The organism is Salipiger sp. H15 (assembly GCF_040409955.1).
Lineage (GTDB): Bacteria > Pseudomonadota > Alphaproteobacteria > Rhodobacterales > Rhodobacteraceae > Salipiger.
Genome location: NZ_CP123387.1, coordinates 198,530 through 214,990, shown reverse-complemented (window position 1 = coordinate 214,990; position 16,461 = coordinate 198,530). Strand labels below are relative to the sequence as shown.

17 protein-coding genes are annotated in these 16,461 nt (G+C 69.0%); 9 read left to right on the top strand and 8 right to left on the bottom strand.

Annotation, left to right across the window (positions count from 1 at the left end):
• Positions 1–4: 4 nt before the first annotated feature.
• The 5 genes from PVT71_RS25605 to PVT71_RS25585 all read right to left on the bottom strand — a co-directional run bounded on the left by PVT71_RS25605 (position 5) and on the right by PVT71_RS25585 (position 4,481).
• Positions 5–1,228, bottom strand: coding sequence for a PQQ-dependent sugar dehydrogenase (locus tag PVT71_RS25605; RefSeq protein WP_353476027.1), 1,224 nt, complete (start codon positions 1,226–1,228; stop codon positions 5–7).
• Between the two features lie 116 nt (positions 1,229–1,344).
• Positions 1,345–1,992, bottom strand: a complete 648-nt coding sequence (locus tag PVT71_RS25600; RefSeq protein ID WP_353476026.1) for a nuclear transport factor 2 family protein — start codon at positions 1,990–1,992, stop codon at positions 1,345–1,347.
• Positions 1,993–2,052: 60 nt separating this feature from the next.
• Positions 2,053–2,865, bottom strand: a complete 813-nt coding sequence (locus PVT71_RS25595; protein WP_353476025.1) for an IclR family transcriptional regulator — start codon at positions 2,863–2,865, stop codon at positions 2,053–2,055.
• A gap of 47 nt (positions 2,866–2,912) precedes the next feature.
• Positions 2,913–3,458: an NADPH-dependent FMN reductase gene (locus tag PVT71_RS25590; RefSeq protein ID WP_353476024.1), complete on the bottom strand. Its 546-nt coding sequence runs from the start codon at positions 3,456–3,458 to the stop codon at positions 2,913–2,915.
• A gap of 60 nt (positions 3,459–3,518) precedes the next feature.
• Positions 3,519–4,481, bottom strand: coding sequence for a tripartite tricarboxylate transporter substrate binding protein (locus PVT71_RS25585; RefSeq protein ID WP_353476023.1), 963 nt, complete (start codon positions 4,479–4,481; stop codon positions 3,519–3,521).
• A gap of 158 nt (positions 4,482–4,639) precedes the next feature.
• Between PVT71_RS25585 and PVT71_RS25580 the strand changes: the two genes are divergently transcribed.
• From PVT71_RS25580 to PVT71_RS25540, 9 genes are all read left to right on the top strand, one after another.
• Positions 4,640–5,110, top strand: a complete 471-nt coding sequence (locus PVT71_RS25580; RefSeq protein WP_353476022.1) for a tripartite tricarboxylate transporter TctB family protein — start codon at positions 4,640–4,642, stop codon at positions 5,108–5,110.
• Between the two features lie 4 nt (positions 5,111–5,114).
• Entirely contained in the window at positions 5,115–6,635 is a 1,521-nt protein-coding gene (locus PVT71_RS25575; protein ID WP_353476021.1) for a tripartite tricarboxylate transporter permease, read from the top strand.
• Entirely contained in the window at positions 6,632–7,708 is a 1,077-nt protein-coding gene (locus PVT71_RS25570; RefSeq protein WP_353476020.1) for a maleylacetate reductase, read from the top strand. Before PVT71_RS25575 ends, PVT71_RS25570 begins: the two co-directional genes overlap by 4 nt.
• Positions 7,705–8,568, top strand: coding sequence for an intradiol ring-cleavage dioxygenase (locus PVT71_RS25565; RefSeq protein WP_353476019.1), 864 nt, complete (start codon positions 7,705–7,707; stop codon positions 8,566–8,568). Before PVT71_RS25570 ends, PVT71_RS25565 begins: the two co-directional genes overlap by 4 nt.
• Before the next feature lie 229 nt (positions 8,569–8,797).
• The gene (locus tag PVT71_RS25560) at positions 8,798–9,928 is read left to right on the top strand and encodes a twin-arginine translocation signal domain-containing protein (protein WP_353476018.1); all 1,131 of its coding nucleotides are present in this window, start codon (positions 8,798–8,800) and stop codon (positions 9,926–9,928) included.
• 73 nt (positions 9,929–10,001) lie between these two features.
• Entirely contained in the window at positions 10,002–10,586 is a 585-nt protein-coding gene (locus tag PVT71_RS25555) for a TRAP transporter small permease subunit (RefSeq protein ID WP_353476017.1), read from the top strand.
• Positions 10,583–12,001 (top strand): TRAP transporter large permease subunit, encoded by a 1,419-nt coding sequence (locus PVT71_RS25550; protein WP_353476016.1) that lies wholly within the window; start codon positions 10,583–10,585, stop codon positions 11,999–12,001. Before PVT71_RS25555 ends, PVT71_RS25550 begins: the two co-directional genes overlap by 4 nt.
• Positions 11,991–13,355, top strand: coding sequence for an amidase (locus tag PVT71_RS25545; RefSeq protein ID WP_353476015.1), 1,365 nt, complete (start codon positions 11,991–11,993; stop codon positions 13,353–13,355). Before PVT71_RS25550 ends, PVT71_RS25545 begins: the two co-directional genes overlap by 11 nt.
• 22 nt (positions 13,356–13,377) lie before the next feature.
• A complete protein-coding gene (locus PVT71_RS25540; protein WP_353476014.1) occupies positions 13,378–13,539 on the top strand; it encodes a hypothetical protein in 162 nt (53 codons plus the stop codon).
• Positions 13,540–13,610: 71 nt separating this feature from the next.
• Here the strand turns inward: PVT71_RS25540 and PVT71_RS25535 are convergent, their stop codons facing one another.
• Genes PVT71_RS25535 through PVT71_RS25525 form a run of 3 tightly spaced genes read right to left on the bottom strand, consistent with a single transcriptional unit; the run spans position 13,611 to position 16,401 of the window.
• Positions 13,611–14,909, bottom strand: a complete 1,299-nt coding sequence (locus PVT71_RS25535) for a TRAP transporter large permease (protein WP_353476013.1) — start codon at positions 14,907–14,909, stop codon at positions 13,611–13,613.
• The gene (locus PVT71_RS25530; RefSeq protein ID WP_353476012.1) at positions 14,906–15,409 is read right to left on the bottom strand and encodes a TRAP transporter small permease; all 504 of its coding nucleotides are present in this window, start codon (positions 15,407–15,409) and stop codon (positions 14,906–14,908) included. The genes PVT71_RS25535 and PVT71_RS25530 overlap by 4 nt, the downstream gene beginning before the upstream one ends.
• 8 nt (positions 15,410–15,417) lie before the next feature.
• Positions 15,418–16,401, bottom strand: coding sequence for a TRAP transporter substrate-binding protein (locus PVT71_RS25525; protein ID WP_353476011.1), 984 nt, complete (start codon positions 16,399–16,401; stop codon positions 15,418–15,420).
• Positions 16,402–16,461 lie beyond the last annotated feature (60 nt).

Sequence of the window (16,461 nt, the reverse complement as noted above, 5' to 3'; positions counted from 1 at the left end):
GCGCCTACTCGCCATAGCTGACCCGGTAGATCGCCCCGTTCCAGTCGTCCGAGACCAGCAGCGAGCCGTCGGCCATGATCTCGACATCGACCGGGCGCCCGACATACTCGTTGTCCTGGATGAGCCCGGTCAGGAAGGGCTCGACCCGGGTGACGTTGCCGGCATCGTCGAGATGCGCCACGACCACATCGCCGCCGATTTTCTGGGTGCGGTTCCACGGTCCGTGGCGGGCGATGAAGATCTGCCCGGCATAGTCGGCGGGGAACATGTCGCCGGTGTAGAAGCGCATCCCGAGCGGCGCGCTGTGCGGCCCGAGCAGGGCGATCGGCGCCTCGAAATCGGCGCAGGAATAGCCCCAGCCAAACTCGGGGTCGGTGAAGCTGCCGTTGTGGCAGAACGGGAAGCCGAAATGCTGCTCGCCCGGCTTGGTCAGCCGGTTGAGCTCGTCCTCGGGCAGGTCCTCGCTGAGCCAGTCGCGCTGGTTGTCGGTGAAATAGAGCTCGCCGGTCGTCGGATGGAAGTCGAAGCCCACCGAGTTGCGCATCCCGCGCAGGATCGTCTCGGCGGTGCTGCCGTCGAGGCTGACCTTGCGGATCTCGCCGAAGCCGGGCTCGATCGCGCAAATGTTGCAGGGCGCGGAATTGGTGACGTAGAGGTTCTCGTCCGGCCCCACCGCGAGGTAGCGCCAGCCGTGCGGCCGGGGCTCGCCGAGATCGGTGTAGATCTCCTCGAGCTCGGGCGGGCTGTCGAGATGCGCGTCGATGTCCGCCGCCTTCACGATCCGCTGGTGCTCGGCGATGTAGAGATCGCCGCCGTGCAGCGCGATGCCGTTCGGCCAGTCGAGGTTCTCGTAGATCATCTTCGGCGCGCCGCCGCTCGGGATCGCCCAGACCGCGTTGCCCTCCCAGTTGGAGACGATCACCGTCCCCGCCTCGGTGACGCGCAGCGCGCGGGCGTTGTTCACGCCGCTGGCGAAGACCTCGACCTTGAAGCCCTCCGGGACCTTGATGCGGTCGAGCGGCAGGTCGCCCTCGGCGGTCGGCAGGGGCATCGGCGTCTGGATCGCCAGCGCCTGCGCCCCGGGCGTTTCCGGGCGGCCCTGCAGCGGGCCCTCGGCGGGCGCGACCGTCGCCGGGGCGGCGGGCGCCGGGGGATCGGCCTGGGCAAGAACCATCTGGCCATGGCCGACAAATCCGGCCGCGAGGCCGGCAATCACGTAGGCTTTCATCTTCTCCTCCCTTCGGCACCCCGCGGGGGGCACCCTCGCTTCAACGAAATGCGGCCCGGTCACCGGAAGCGTTTCCGATGTCCGGGGCCGCCCATGCGCCGGGACCGCCGCTCCTCTCAGCGTCCCCAGACATGTCCTTCCCACTCGACGGGCCGGCCGGCGAGCCAGCTTTCGCCGCAGGCATAGAGCGCCGCCACCTTCTCCCCGCGCAGCCCGGGCATGTCGGTCTTGACCGGGTAGCCGATCGAGGACTGCAGGTAGGCAAGGTGGCAATAGCCCACAGGGTAGCGCGCAAGCACCTCGGGATCGAGCGCGAGCCGCGCGGCGGGATCGACCGGGTCCATCCGGTCCTTCTCGTAGATCGGCTGGCGCAGGCAGAGCCCCCAGCGCCCGGCGCGCCTTTCCCAGAAATCATGGAAGCGCCCGGTGCAGACCACGTCCACCGTCACGCCATGCACCTCGGCACGCTGCGAGATGGTCATCTTGGTCTGGGTGATCGCCCGGTTGCCCGCGACCTCGATGTTCGACCCGCCGAGGAAGTGCAGGATGCTCACCCCCTTGTCCCAGCCGGCGCGGTTCATCGCGATGAACTCGTCCGCCGTGCCCTGCGTCCAGGTCGCCATCATGCGCCCGTCGTCGTGCCAGACGGTGCGGAACTTCTCCCAGAAGCCGGCATCGCGCCAGATCACCCAGTTCTCGACGAGGCTGCGGAGCTCCTGCATGTCCTCGCGCTGGCGCGACACCTCGGAAAGGGCTGTGTTCATCGGTTTCTCCTGCAATCGGACACGTGGAATGGGGGGTGTATCGTCTTTGCCTGCCGCATCTCAGGTCAGCCCGGCGCGGTGCTTGAGCGAGGTCACCGCCCGGTCGATCACGCCGAGCGCCTTCTCGCGCAGCTCGTCGGTCATCCGCTCGGCCGGCACCGTGACGCTGAGCGAGGCCAGCGGCCTGCCCTGCGGCGACAGGATCACCCGCGCGATGCCGCCGATCCCCGGCGTGTATTCCTCCTCGACCGTGGCATAGCCGGCGGCGGCGATGGCCTTCAGCTTCTCGCGCACCGCCTCGGCGCTCAGCAGCGAGTTGCGGGCAAAGCGCTGGTAGCGGGCGCGCGCGAGGTATTCCTCGCGCATCGGCTCCGGCAGGTGGGCAAGGATCGCCTGCCCGCCCGAGGTGGCGTGCAGCGGCGCGCGGTCGCCGAGCCGAAGATGCGCGACGATGCGGTGCGGGCTGAGCACCGTGGCGGCGACGCGGTGATCGTCGCCCTCGCGCAGGTTCAGCGCCGAGCTTTCGCCGGTCTGCTCGGTGACCCATTCGAGCACCGGCGCCGCGGCCGCCTCGAGGTCGCGCCTGGCCCGCGACCGCCCCACGAGATCGGTGATCGCCGGTCCCAGAAGATAGCCGCGGCTGTCCGCATCGAACGCAAGATAATCGTGGCGCAGCAGCGTCTTGAGAACCTGCGTGAGGCTGCTCTTGGGGATGTTCAGCTCTTCGGCGATCTGCACATGCGTGCGCGCGCTGCCCCATTGCCCGAGCAGGTCGAGCACCTGGATCACCCGCAGCGCGGACTTGACGTCGCCCGACGCGGCCGGCGGCCGCCGGAAGGACGGCGCAAGATCGGTGTCCCCGCGGGCGGTCATGCGCGGCTCCCCCTGGCGGGTTTCCATGTCGTCGTGCCCCCCATCCCTCAGCCGCCGATCTCCGCCGCGAAGGCGGCGAGCTGGGCGCGGATCATCTCGCGCGTGGTCTCGTCGGCGATCCTTGTGCCGCTTTCGTCGACCTTGGACTTGGCAAAGGCCACGAAGACCTCGGGCTTGGTGAACACCTTCGCCTCGAGGAAGACCATGATCTGCCGCAGGTGGTACTGCATGCGCGCGCCGCCGAGCATCCCGCCCGCCGCCGACTGCAGCGCCACGTGCTTGCCCTTGAAGGGCTGGTCCGGCAGCCGGGAAATCCAGTCGATGGTGTTCTTGAGCCCGCCCGGAACCGAGAAGTTGTACTCCGGGCTGACGATCACCACCCCGTCCGCCGAGGCGATCATCCCGGCCAGCGCATGGACCTGCGCGGGGATGCCCTCGGCCTGGTGAAGATCGGCGTTGTAGATCGGGATGCCGCCGAAGTCCGGCGCCTGGACGATCTCGCAGCCGCCCGGCGCCAGCTCGGGCAGCGTGTTGCAGATCGCGCGGTTGAACGATCCGGTTCTGAGGCTTCCGCAGATCGCGAGCAATTTCATGGACTTCCAAACCTTTCTTGCGTGCGCCGGCCCATGCGCGGGCCGGCGTTTGTTGCGGCGTCAGTTCTGCGCGATGCCCGCTTCTTCGCGGACCGCCTTCCAGACCCCGACGGCGTCGCGGAAGGTCTGGGTGAAGGCCTCGGGCGAGGACGGGGCGAGGATGAAACCGCCGTCTTGCAGCGACTTGGCAAAGGCTTCCGACTGCGTCGCCTCGGCCACCGCGGCGCTCGCGGCGGTCAGGATCGCCGCGTCGGTCCCGGCGGGCGCGGCGACGCCGTACCAGGTCGAGACGTCGAGATCGTAGCCCGCCGCGGTGAAGGTGCCGACCTCGGGAATCGCCGGATGCGGCTCGGGCGAGGTGACGCCGATGCCGCGCAGATCGCCCGAGCCGATCTGGCCGATCACCGTCGAGGCGACCTCGACCATCATGTCGACCTCGCCCGACATCACCGCGGCCAGCCCCTCGGGGGTCTTGGCGTAGGGGATTTCCAGAAGCTCGATGCCCAGCTCCGAGGCGATCAACGCCGCCGTGAGATGCTGCGTCGAGCCGACGCCGACCGAGGCGATGGTCAGCCCGCCCGGGTCAGCCTTTGCCTTCTCGACCAGCGTGGCGACGCTGTCGATCTCGGAATCCGGCCGGGTGATCAGCACCAGCGGCATGGTGGCGATGCCCGAGACCCCGACGAAATCCTCGGCCGGATCATAGGGCAGGGTCTTGTACATCGCCGCGGCCACGCTGTGCCCCGCGGCCATCATGTAGAGCGTGTAGCCATCGGGCTCGGCCCCGGCGACGGCGGCGGCGCCGATCGTCCCCCCGGCCCCGGCAAGGTTCCTGACCACGACCGGCTGCCCGAGGATCCCGGACATGGGCTCGGCCAGCTGGCGCGCGATGGTGTCCGTGCCGCCCCCCGCGCCATAGGCCACGACCATGTCCACGGCGCGTGTCGGCCACTCCTCGGCAAGGGCGGCGCCCGCCGTCGTGAAGGCGAGCCCCAAGGCGGCGGCGGTCATCAAGCGTGTCATCGTTGGTTCTCCTCCCAGTGAACGCTTTTGCATTTTTGATAAGTCCGAAGGAACCAAGGTGTAAACAAGAATATGAACTGTTCACATATGTGAACAACAAAGCAATTGACACAACGCCCGAGTGCACGGAGCATTGACCGCAGAGAAGGGGAGGAACCGTGCGAAACAAGCTCGCAGCCATCGACTGGCGCGACGCTTCGGTCGCTGTCGCCGTGATGGCGCTCGGCCTGGCGGGCGTGGTGCTGTCGTCCGGCTATCACCTGGGAGAGATGCGCAACATCGGTCCGGGAGCCTTCCCGATGATCGTCAGCGTCCTCATCGTGCTGGCCGGCGCCCTCATCGCGATCGAAAGCCTCGCGGCGCGCCACGAGGAGGGCGACGACCTGAGGACCGAGCCGGTGCCCTACCGGGTGCTGCTCTTCGTCACCGCGGGGCTGCTGTCCTTCGCCGCGCTCACGCCGCTGGCGGGTGCGGTGCCCGGGATCCTCGCCTGCGTCTTCCTCGCGGCCATGGCCGACGGCAGCCTGCGGCTCTGGCAGGTGGCGGCGCTCGCGGCGCTGGTCGCCGGGTTCTGCGCGCTGGTCTTCGTCGTCCTGCTCAAGCTTCCGATGACCCTCGTGACGTGGTGAGACCGTGACCTTCGTCGAAAACATCGCGCTCGGCCTGTCGGTCATGCTGAACCTGACGACGCTCGGCTACTGCGCGCTCGGCGTAACGGTGGGCATGTTCATCGGCGTGCTGCCGGGACTGGGGCCGCTGGCCACGGTCGGGATGCTGCTGCCGCTGACCTTCTACGTGCCGCAGACCGCCGCCATCGTCATGCTTGCGGGGATCTACTATGGCTCGATGTACGGCGGCTCGACCGCCGCGATCCTGCTCAACCTGCCGGGGACGGCGGGCGCGGCGGTGACCTGCCTCGACGGCAACCCGCTCGCCAAGTCGGGCCGGGCGGGCGTCGCGCTCTTTACCGCCACGCTGTCGTCCTTCTTCGGCGGCATCTTCGGGCTGGTCGTCGTCGCCTCCTTCACGCCGCTCCTCGCCAGTGTCGCGCTGAGCTTCGGCTCGCCGGAATACGCCTCGCTCATCGTCCTCGGCCTGCTGGCCGCCGCGATGGTCGGCAACGCATCGAAGGGCAAGTCGCTGGCCATGGCGCTCTTCGGCCTGCTCATCGCCATGGTCGGCACCGACCCCAACTCGGGGGTCGACCGCATGACCTTCGGGCTGCTGTCGCTGGCCGACGGGGTGAACCTCGTGGTGGTGACGACCGGGCTCTTCGGCGTCGCCGAGGTGCTGGCCAATGTCGGGCGGATCGGGACGCGCGACGCGAGGCTGGCGCGGATCCGGATGCGGGACATGCTGCCGACCGCGCGCGAGGCGCGCGGGGCGATCTTCCCGGCGCTGCGCGGCAGTTCCATCGGCGCGATCCTCGGCATCCTGCCCGGCACCGGCGCGGCGCTGGCCACCTTCGTCGCCTACGCCGTCGAGAAACGCGCCTCGAGGACCCCCGAACGCTTCGGCAAGGGCGCGATCGAGGGCATCGTCGCCCCGGAATCGGCCAACAATTCCGCCGCCCAGACCGCCTTCGTGCCGACGCTGAGCCTCGGCATTCCCGGCGACGCCATTGTCGCCATCATGCTCGGCGCGCTGATCATCCACGGCATCGTGCCGGGGCCGCAGCTGATCCGCGACCACCCGGATCTCTTCTGGGGGCTGATCGTCAGCTTCCTGATCGGCAACGTACTGCTGCTGTTCCTCAACCTGCCGCTGATCGGCCTCTGGGTCCGCATCCTGCGCATCCCCTACTCCGTGCTCTATCCCGCGATCCTCGTCTTCATCTGCGTCGGGGTCTTCTCGATCCGCTCCTCGGTCTTCGACGTCGCGGTCACGACGCTGTTCGGGCTCGGCGGCTACGTGATGCGCCGCTACGGCTTCCCGACCGCGCCGCTGCTGCTCGGCCTCGTCCTCGGCCCGCTGCTGGAACAGAACTTCCGGCGCTCGCTCATGCTCTCGCGCGGCGACCTGCTGACCTTCGTCGAGCGCCCGATCAGCGGCGCGATCCTCGCGCTGACGCTGGCCATCGTGGTCTTCCTGCTCTGGGCCGAGATCCGGCGGCGGCACCCGCAGGGCCGGCTGGGGAGGCAGGGCCAGCGATGAGGAGCTTCCGCTACCAGGGCGCGCCGGGGCGCGTGGTCTTCGGCGCCGGCACCATCGGCGAGGCGGGGGCGGAGATCGAGGCCTTGGGGTGCTCCCGCGCGCTGCTGCTGTCGACGCCCGGACAGGCCGGGAAACTGGCCGCGCTGGCGGGTGAGCTTGGTCCGCTGGCGGCGGGCTGCTTCACCGGCGCCGCGATGCACACGCCGGTGGAGGTGACCGAGGCGGCGATGACGGCCTACGAGCAGAGCGGCGCGGATTGCGTCCTCGCCTATGGCGGCGGCTCGACCATCGGGCTCGGCAAGGCGATTGCCTGGCGCAATGACGCGCCCCAATTGGTGATCGCCACGACCTACGCCGGGTCGGAGGTCACCGACATCCTCGGCCAGACCGAGGCCGGGGTGAAGACAACCCTGCGCGACCCGCGCATCCGCCCCGAGACGGTGATCTACGACCCCGAGCTGACGCTTGTCCTGCCGGTCGCGACAAGCGTCGCGAGCGGGCTCAACGCCATGGCCCATGCGGTCGAGGGGCTCTACGCCCCCGATGCCAATCCGATCACCTCGCTCATCGCGCTCGAAGGGCTGCGCGCGCTGAAGGCGGCGCTGCCGGTCCTCGCAGGCGCCCCGCGTGACCTCGAGGCGCGGGGGCAGGCGCTCTACGGATCCTGGCTCTGCGGCGTCGTGCTGGGCTCGGTCGCCATGTCGCTGCACCACAAGCTCTGCCACGTGCTCGGCGGCTCGTTCGACCTGCCCCATGCCGAGACCCACGCGATCCTGCTGCCGCACAGCGCGGGGTTCAACGCGGCGGCGGCGGCCGGGCAGCTTGCCGGGGCGGCGGCGCTCTTCGGCGGCGATCTCGGCGGCGGGCTCTGGGATTTCGCCGCCAGTCTCGGCGCGCCGCTGGCGCTGGCTCAGATCGGCTTTGCCGAGACCGACATCCCGCGCGCGGCCGAGATCGCCACCGCCAGACCCTATCCGAACCCGCGCGCGCTGACCGCCGAGGCGCTGCGCGCGCTGCTGCGAAACGCCCATGCCGGCACGCGCCCGGCCGCCGATCCCGGAGGCACGCGATGACCAATGACACCCCGTCCGGCCATTTCTCGGAGGAGCGATCGGCCGAGACGGTCAATGCCCGGATCGGCCCCGGCGCGGATGCCCGGCTTGCCGAAGTCATCCGCGCGCTGGTCCGCCACCTGCACGACTTCATCAAGGACGTCGAGCTCACGCAGGCCGAGTGGGAGCAGGCGATCGGCTTCCTGACCCGCACCGGGCAGATCTGCGACGCCACCCGGCAGGAGTTCATCCTGCTCTCGGACGTGCTGGGCGCCTCGATGCTGGTCGACGCGATCGGCAACCGGCGCCCGCCCGGCGCGACCGAGAACACGGTGCTCGGGCCCTTCCACGTGGACGGCGCGCCGCGCTACGAGATGGGCGCGGACATCTCGCTCGACGGCGGCGGCGAACGCTGCCTCTTCGAGGGCCGGGTGCTGGACCTCGACGGCGCCCCGGTGGAAGGCGCGACGCTCGACGTCTGGTGCGACAACGCGGACGGGTTCTACGACGTCCAGCAGCCCGGCCTCCAGCCCGCCTTCAACAACCGCGGGGTGTTCACCACGGGGGCGGACGGGCGCTACCGGTTCCATGGCATCCGGCCGGTGTCCTACCCGATCCCCGATGACGGGCCCGTCGGCCAGCTGCTCGGCCGGCTCGGCCGCCACCCCTACCGCCCCGCGCACATGCATTTCATCGTCTCGGCAAAGGGCTTCGAGACCGTGGTGACCCATACCTTTGTCGCGGGCGACGCGTACTTGTCCTCCGATGCAGTCTTCGGGGTGAAGACCTCGCTGATCGCCAGCTTCGAGCCGCTGCCGGAGGGCGGGGCTGGCTGGCGTTCGGAATTCGATTTCGTGCTGGTCCCGGAGGCACCGGGCTGACGCCTGCCGCGCAGGCCGGCCCTGCGCCCCGCCGGGCCTGATCGGGTCGGGCCGGGCACGCCACTGGACAGGAAGAAGGAGAGCAAGACCACGGAACCAAGCCCCTGGCACGCCTCGGAGGAGGGAGGCTGCCGCGGAGCAAGGGGCAAGGCACCGTGCCGCGCGTCCCCGGTCTGCCGACCGCGCCGCGCACACCAACGGAAGCAATGTCATCAAGGGAGGATACAAGATGACGGATTCCATGAAGATCGACCGCCGGTCGTTCCTGAAGCGGACGGCGCTCGCCGGCGGCGCGATGGCGGGCAGCACGCTCGCCGCGCCGGCCGTGCTGGCGCAGGCCCCGCAGGTGCTGAAGATGCAGACCTCGTGGTCGGCATCCAACATCTGGCAGGAGTTCGCGCAGGATTACGTCAACCGCGTCGAAGCGATGGCGGGCGGGCGTCTGAAGATCGACCTGCTGCCCGCCGGCGCGGTCGTCGGGGCCTTCCAGGTGCTCGACGCGATCAACGACGGCCTGCTCGACGCGGCGCATTCGGTGCCGGTCTACTGGTATGGCAAGCACAAGGCGGCCTCGCTCTTCGGCACCGGCCCGGTGTTCGGCGGCTCGGCGACGACCATGCTCAGCTGGTTCTACGAGGGCGGCGGCGCCGAACTCTACCGCGAGCTGACGCAGGACATCATGGGGCTCGACGTCGAGGGCTACCTCGGCTTCCCGATGTTCGCCCAGCCCTTCGGCTGGTTCAAGGGCGAGGTGAACACCGCTGCCGACCTCAAGGGCTTCAAGTACCGCACCGTCGGGCTGGCCGCCGACCTCATGCAGGCCATGGGCATGTCCGTCGCCCAGCTGCCGGGTGGCGAGATCGTGCCGGCGATGGAGCGCGGGGTGATCGACGCCTTCGAGTTCAACAACCCGTCCTCGGACAAGGACTTCGGCGCGCAGGACGTGGCCAAGAACTACTACCTGTCGTCCTACCACCAGGCCTCGGAAAGCTTCGAGTTCCTGTTCAACAAGCTGACGATGGAGGATCTCGACCCGGACCTGCACGCCATCCTCGTGCATTCGGTCGAGGCCGTCTCGACCGCCAACACCGCCAAGGCAATGAAGCGCTACTCGGCGGACCTCAAATGGCTGCAGGACGAGGCCGGGGTGAAGGTCCACCGCACCTCTAAGGACATCCTCGACGCCCAGATCAAGGCCTGGGACGGGTTGATCACCGACCTCGAGACCGATCCCTTCATGAAGAAGTGCCTCGACAGCCAGCGCGCCTGGGTCGAGCAGGTCACCTTCTACGAGCTGATGAACGCGCCGGACTACGCGCTCGCCTACGAGCACTATTTCCCCGGCCGGCTGAAGCTCTGATCCGCACCTGAACAGAAGACGGCGGCCCCCTCCCCTTTCGGGCGGGGCCGCCGGGATCCGCAAGGGGGGCCGCATGATCGGTTTCATCCGTTTTGCCGACAACCTGTCGGCGTGGTTCGGCAAGGCCTTCGCCTGGCTGATCATCCTGATGTCGGTGGGCACCGGCTACGAGGTCTTCGTGCGCTACGTGCTCAACAGCCCGACCGCCTGGGCGCTCGACGTGTCCTTCATCATGTACGGCGCGCTCTTCATGATGGGCGGCGCCTACACGCTCTCGCGCGGGGGACATGTCCGGGGCGACTTTCTCTACCGGCTCTGGCAGCCGCGCACCCAGGGCGCGGTCGACCTCGTGCTCTACATCCTGTTCTTCTTCCCCGGCGTGCTGGCGCTGATCTTCGCCGGCTGGAAATACGCCGCGCGGTCCTGGCAGTACGGCGAGGTCTCGGTGAACAGCCCGGCGGGCGTGCCGATCTACCAGTTCAAGACGGTCATCGTGGTCGCCGGCGTCCTGCTGCTCGTGCAGGGGATCGCCCAGGTCATGCGCTGCCTCATCGCGATCCGCACCAACGCCTGGATCGAGGCCGAGGAGGACGTGCAGGAAACCGAGGACCTGCTGATGCAACAGGCCAGCGCGGCCGAGAAGGACAGCCACATATGACCGACCCGCAAATCGCCCTGATGATGCTGGGGCTGTTCATCTGCTTCGTCTTCCTCGGCTTTCCGATCGCCTTCACGCTGATGGCCATGGGCATCGGCTTTGGCTACTACGCCTATTTCGACGCGCGCCGGATGTGGCGCGCCTTCGACCGGCTCGACGAGGCCGCCGGAACCTGGGAGCACTGGAGCACCTGGATAGAGGGGTTCTTCAACAACCGGATATTCGACCTCTTCGTCAACCAGACCTTCACGGTCATGTCGAACGAGGTGCTGACGGCGGTGCCGCTCTTCCTGTTCATGGGCTACATCGTCGAGCGCGCCAATATCGTCGACCGGCTCTTCACCACGCTCAACATCGCCTCGAAGAACGTCCCGGGCTCGATGGGAGTGGCGGCGCTGATCACCTGCGCTCTCTTCGCCACGGCCACCGGCATCGTCGGCGCGGTGGTGACGCTGATGGGCCTGCTGGCGCTGCCGGCGATGCTCAAGGCGCGCTACAACCCGTCCTTCGCCAGCGGCATCATCTGCGCCGGCGGCACGCTCGGCATCCTGATCCCGCCGTCGATCATGCTGATCGTCTACGCGGCGGCGGCGAATGTCTCGATCGTCCGGCTCTACGCCGGCGCGCTGCTGCCCGGGCTGACGCTCGTCGGACTCTACCTCGTCTACGTGGTCGGCCGGTCGATCCTGCAACCCTCGTCGGCGCCGCGCCCGACCGAGGACGAGGTGCCCGACATCCCGATGAGCCAACTGCTTGTCATGATCGTCACCTCCTTCCTGCCGCTGGCCTTCCTGATCCTCGCGGTGCTGGGCTCGATCCTCTTCGGCCTCGCGACACCGACCGAGGCGGCCTCGATCGGCGCACTCGGCGGCATCTTCCTTGCCGTGGTCTACCGCGCGATGACATGGCAGCGGCTGCGCGAGAGCGTCTATCTCACCGCCCGCACCACGGCGATGGTCTGCTGGCTCTTCGTCGGCTCCTACACCTTCTCGGCGGTCTTCTCCTACCTCGGCGGCGAGCAGGTGATCTCGGAATTCGTGCAGGGGATGAACCTCACCCCGATCCAGTTCCTGATCATGGCGCAGCTGATCATCTTCCTGCTCGGCTGGCCGCTGGAATGGTCCGAGATCATCATCATCTTCGTGCCGATCTTCCTGCCGCTGCTGCGCTTCTTCGAGATCGACCCGCTGTTCTTCGGCATTCTCGTCGCGCTGAACCTGCAGACCAGCTTCCTGACGCCGCCGATGGCGATGTCGGCCTATTACCTCAAGGGCATCGCCCCGCCCGAGGTGCGGCTGACGCAGATCTTCGTCGGCGTGATGCCCTTCCTCGTCTGCGTCTTCATTTCCATGATCCTGATGTACCTGTTCCCGCAGGTCGTCTACTACCTACCGGAGAAGTTCTATGGCAGCTGACAGGGCAAGGCAGCGACAGGGCGCAGGGCCGCTCCTGATGGCGCTCGGCGCGGTGGAATTGCGGGACCGGCTCGCCTCGGGCGCGCTCTCGGCGCTCGAGCTCGCCGAGGCCTGCATCACCCGGATCGCGGCGCGCGAAGGTGAGGTCGGCGCCTGGGCCTGGCACGACCCCGAGTTCGCCCGCGCACAGGCGCGGCAGCTCGACGCGCATCGCGCCTCGGGCAAGCCGATCGGGCCGCTGCACGGGTTGCCCGTCGGCGTGAAGGACGTGATCGACACGGCGCGGATCCCCACCGAGAACGGCTGCCCGGTCGATGCCGGGCGGGTGCCGCTGCGCGACGCCTTCGTGGTCGAGCGGCTGCGGCAGGCGGGGGCGGTGATCATGGGCAAGACCGTGAGCACCGAGCTGGCCTTCATGGACCCCTCGGCGACGCGCAACCCGCACAATCCCGAACACACGCCCGGCGGCTCCTCCGCGGGCTCGGCGGCGGCGGTGGCCGACGGCATGGTGCCGCTGGCGCTCGGCACGCAGACCGGCGGCTCGGTGATCCGGCCGGCCTCGTTCTGCGGCGTGACCGGCTACAAGCCGACCTTCGGCGCCATCCCGCGCCGCGGGGTGCTGCTGCAGTCGCAGTCGCTCGACACGGTCGGCGTCTTCGCCAGTGACCCCGCCGGGGCCGCCATGCTGGCCGAGGTGCTCTTCGGCCACGACGCCGCCGACAGCGCGACCAGCCTCGCGCCGCCGCCCCGGCTGCTCGAGACCGCACTCTCGGCCCCGCCCTTCGCGCCGGTGCTCGCCTTCGTGCGCCCGCCCGGCTGGGACACGGCCGAGCCGCAGCTGCGCGCCGCCTTCGACGAGTTGCGCGCGGCGCTCGGCGAGCAGGTCTTCGAGGTCGATCTCCCCCGCGCGTTCGACGGGGCCGCTGCGCAGCGCCGGTGCATCAACCTTGCCGAGATGGCGCGCAACTTTCACCGATACGGCCGCGACGGGGGGGCGTTGCTGGGCCCGAGCATCCGCGCGGCGCTGACCGAGGGAGATGGCATCCGCGCCCGCGACTACCTTGCCGCGCTCGACTGGGCGCAGGTGCTGCAGGCCGGCCTCGCCGAGATCTTCGAGCGCTGCGACGCGATCCTCTGCCCCGCCGCGCCGGGCCCGGCACCCGAGGGGCTGGGCTCGACCGGGGATCCCATCTTCAACGGGCTCTGGACCATGCTCGGCACGCCCGCCGTGACCGTCCCGATCCTGACGGCCGAAAACGGCCTTCCGATGGGGGTGCAACTCGTCGGCGCGCGCGGCAACGACGCGCGTCTGCTGCGCACGGCCCGCTGGCTCCACGACTGGGCCGGGCAATGAAACTCAGACCAAGGAGAACGTGATGAACCGTCTTCTCGCGCTGATCGCCTTCCTTGCCTTCACCGGCTTCGTGCTGGTGCTGATCGTCAAGGTTCCGAGCCCGGACCTTATCGCCGTCTCGGTGCTGACCATCGGCCTTGTCGCCTATGACTTCCTGACCTCGAGCGGCGGGCGGCGGGGCTGAGCCCCGATCAGAAATGAACATGCGGGGCGCGTGACGCCCCGCATGAAGACATACCCGGCAATACGCGCCGCCTACATCATCCCCGGCAGCCAGAGCGACAGCTGCGGGATCGCCACCAGCAGGCCGAGCGTGACCAGCATGGCCAGCCAGAACGGCACCACGCCCCAGAAGATCTCGACCAGCGGCACGTTCTTGGCCACCGATTTCACGATGAAGACGTTGATCCCCACCGGCGGCGAGATCAGCCCCATCTCGAGCGTCAGCACCACCAGCACGCCGAACCAGATCGGATCGATGCCCAGCGACAGCACCACCGGCATGAAGATCGGCAGCGTCAGCACCAGCATCGCCAGCCCCTCGAGGAAGCAGCCCAGCACGAGGTAGATCGCAAGGATCAGGATCAGCGTGCCGTAGGCCCCGAGATCGAACGAGACCAGCATCCGGCTCACCTCGGCCGGCAGGTGGCTCAGCGCGATGAACGGGTTGATCAGGTGCGCCGCGATCAGGATCAGCATGACCGAGGCAGTGGTGACCACGCTGCTCTGCGCCGCCTGCCAGAAGCTGCGCAGGTCGAGCGTACCGCTCAGCGCGCCGATGGCGATGACCAGCGCCGCCCCGACGCCCGCCGCCTCGGTGGGCGAGAAGACCCCGGTGTAGATGCCGCCGATGGTCAGCAGGATCACCACGAGGATCGGGATCGCCCCGAGGAAGGCGCGGCCCTTCTCGGCCATGCTCGTCGCCGGGCCCTTCGGCCCCAGCGCCGGCTTCAGCGTGCAGAGGATGATCACCGTCAGCAGGAACAGCCCCAGCAGCAGGATCCCCGGCAGGATCCCCGCCATGAAGAGCCGCCCGATGCTCTGCTCGGTCAGGATCGCGTAGATCACGAAGCCGGTCGAGGGCGGGATCAGGATGCCGAGCGTGCCGCCCGCGGCGACCACGCCGGTCGACAGGCGCGGGTCGTAGTTGAAGCGGTCCATCTCGGCCAGCGCGGTGCGGCCCATGGTCAGCGCCGAGGCGACCGACGAGCCCGAGAGCGCGGCAAAGCCGCCGCAGCCGATCACCGTCGCCGCCGCGAGCCCGCCGCGCACCTGCCCGATGGTGGCATAGGCCGCCTCGTAGAGCCGCCGGCTCATGCCGGTCACGCTGGCGACGTTGCCCATCAGGATGAAGAGCGGCACAACGATCAGCTCGGAGTTCGAGGCCAGCGCGAAGGTCTCGGACGACAGCAGCCCGGTCGCCGCCTGCAGCCCGTTCAGCAGCCAGATGCCGGCGAAGCCGACGGTGAACATGGCGAAGGCCACGGGAATGCGCAGCAGCAGCAGCGCCAGAAGCAGCACGAAGCCCGTGCCGCCGACAAGAACGGGGCTCATGACGCCTCCCGGTCCGGATGCGCCGGGCGGCGCGGATCGAGCGCCGCGCTTGCGGCGCGCAGCGCCAGTGCCAGCGCGGCGACCAGCGACAGCCCGCAGAGCGCGTACTGGAACCAGGCCAGCGGCAGGCGCAGCAGGTTGGTCGAGAGGTGCAGCATCTGGCTCAGCTGCGCGCTCTTCGACACGGTATAGGCGATCAGCACGAAGATCACCGCGCCGAGCAGCGCCGCGCCCACGTCGATGACCCGGTTCAGCCGCGGCGGCAGGTGCGGCTCGAAGATGTCGACGACGATGTGCCCCTCGTCGCGGCCGCAGAGCGCCATGCCGCCGAAGACGATGATCACCATGGTCATGATCACCAGATCCTGCGCGCCGTAGAGCGGCATGCCGAAGTTCCGCCCGATCACGTCGACCACGATCACCCCGACCACGAAGAGCAGGCCCAGCGTGCCGAGAAACGAGGACAGGCTGATCAGCCTGTCCGCGGTCTTGTGCAGCATGGCGCGCATCACTCGCCCCGCATGGCGGCCAGCGCCGCCGCGCCGCCGACCCCGGCGACATAGGCGTCGGTCACCTCGGCGAGCGCGTCGTCGAAGGCCTTGCTCTGCGCGGCGTCAAGATCGTTCACCGTGATCTTGTCCGAAGCCCGCGCGGCATCGAGCGCCTCTGCCGCGGTGGCCACCCAGGCCTCCTCGGTCATCTTCGAGATCGGCTCGCCCTTGATCGCGTCGAGCGCCGCCTTTGCCTCGGCCGAAAGCCCGTCGTAGACCGGCTTGTTCATCACCGTGAAGAAGGTCAGGCGGCCGAGGTTCGGCCCGGTGGTGACGCTCGAGACCACTTCGCTGAGCTTGAAGTCCGACAGCACCGAGGCGCCGCTGACCAGGCCGTCGATGAGGCCGGTCTGCAGCCCGTTGTAGACCTGCGTCATCGGCAGCTGCACCGGGGTCGCGCCAAGCGCCTCCATGGCCTCGGCGGCGATCGAGCCCGCGACGCGGATCTTCAGCCCCTTGAGATCGTCGGGTCCGGTGACCGCCTTGTCCTTCATCATCAGGATGTTGGGCTCGGCGCCCCAGAGCGCGATCGCCTCGGTCATCGGGAACTCGGACTTGAGCTCGCCCTCGTAGGCGCGCCACAGCGCGGCATAGCCCGGCTGGTCGAGCGGCAGCGCGCCCGGCAGCTCGAGGATCAGCGTCTTGGGGAACTGCGACGAGGTGTAGCCCGGCAGGCCCCAGCCCATGTCCGCGGTGCCCTGCACGATGCGCACGTACTGGTCCGCCGGGCCCGCGCCCAGCTCGCCGCCGTGGAAGGCGCGCAGCGTCACCGCGCCCGAGGTGCCCTCGTCGAGCGCCTTGGCCAGCGGCTCGATCTGCGCCTCGGTGATGGTGTGGAAGGGCGGTGCCCAGTTGGCGTACTTGAGCTCCTGCGCTCCGGCGCTGGCTGCCAGGGACACGGCCAGCGCCGCGGCTCCCAGGGTGACTGACGTGATCTTCATGGGTCTCCTCCCGTTTGAACTCTTGTCTTCGGCTCCGTCGGACCACGCGGCCCGGCGGAG

Coding starts and splice junctions, on each gene's coding strand:
- PVT71_RS25590 (WP_353476024.1), bottom strand. CDS start 3,458: ATGAAATTGCTCGCGATCTGCGGAAGCCTCAGAACCGGATCGTTCAAC.
- PVT71_RS25585 (WP_353476023.1), bottom strand. CDS start 4,481: ATGACACGCTTGATGACCGCCGCCGCCTTGGGGCTCGCCTTCACGACG.
- PVT71_RS25605 (WP_353476027.1), bottom strand. CDS start 1,228: ATGAAAGCCTACGTGATTGCCGGCCTCGCGGCCGGATTTGTCGGCCAT.
- PVT71_RS25565 (WP_353476019.1), top strand. CDS start 7,705: ATGACCAATGACACCCCGTCCGGCCATTTCTCGGAGGAGCGATCGGCC.
- PVT71_RS25550 (WP_353476016.1), top strand. CDS start 10,583: ATGACCGACCCGCAAATCGCCCTGATGATGCTGGGGCTGTTCATCTGC.
- PVT71_RS25545 (WP_353476015.1), top strand. CDS start 11,991: ATGGCAGCTGACAGGGCAAGGCAGCGACAGGGCGCAGGGCCGCTCCTG.
- PVT71_RS25600 (WP_353476026.1), bottom strand. CDS start 1,992: ATGAACACAGCCCTTTCCGAGGTGTCGCGCCAGCGCGAGGACATGCAG.
- PVT71_RS25570 (WP_353476020.1), top strand. CDS start 6,632: ATGAGGAGCTTCCGCTACCAGGGCGCGCCGGGGCGCGTGGTCTTCGGC.
- PVT71_RS25595 (WP_353476025.1), bottom strand. CDS start 2,865: ATGACCGCCCGCGGGGACACCGATCTTGCGCCGTCCTTCCGGCGGCCG.
- PVT71_RS25560 (WP_353476018.1), top strand. CDS start 8,798: ATGACGGATTCCATGAAGATCGACCGCCGGTCGTTCCTGAAGCGGACG.
- PVT71_RS25525 (WP_353476011.1), bottom strand. CDS start 16,401: ATGAAGATCACGTCAGTCACCCTGGGAGCCGCGGCGCTGGCCGTGTCC.
- PVT71_RS25540 (WP_353476014.1), top strand. CDS start 13,378: ATGAACCGTCTTCTCGCGCTGATCGCCTTCCTTGCCTTCACCGGCTTC.
- PVT71_RS25535 (WP_353476013.1), bottom strand. CDS start 14,909: ATGAGCCCCGTTCTTGTCGGCGGCACGGGCTTCGTGCTGCTTCTGGCG.
- PVT71_RS25555 (WP_353476017.1), top strand. CDS start 10,002: ATGATCGGTTTCATCCGTTTTGCCGACAACCTGTCGGCGTGGTTCGGC.
- PVT71_RS25530 (WP_353476012.1), bottom strand. CDS start 15,409: ATGCTGCACAAGACCGCGGACAGGCTGATCAGCCTGTCCTCGTTTCTC.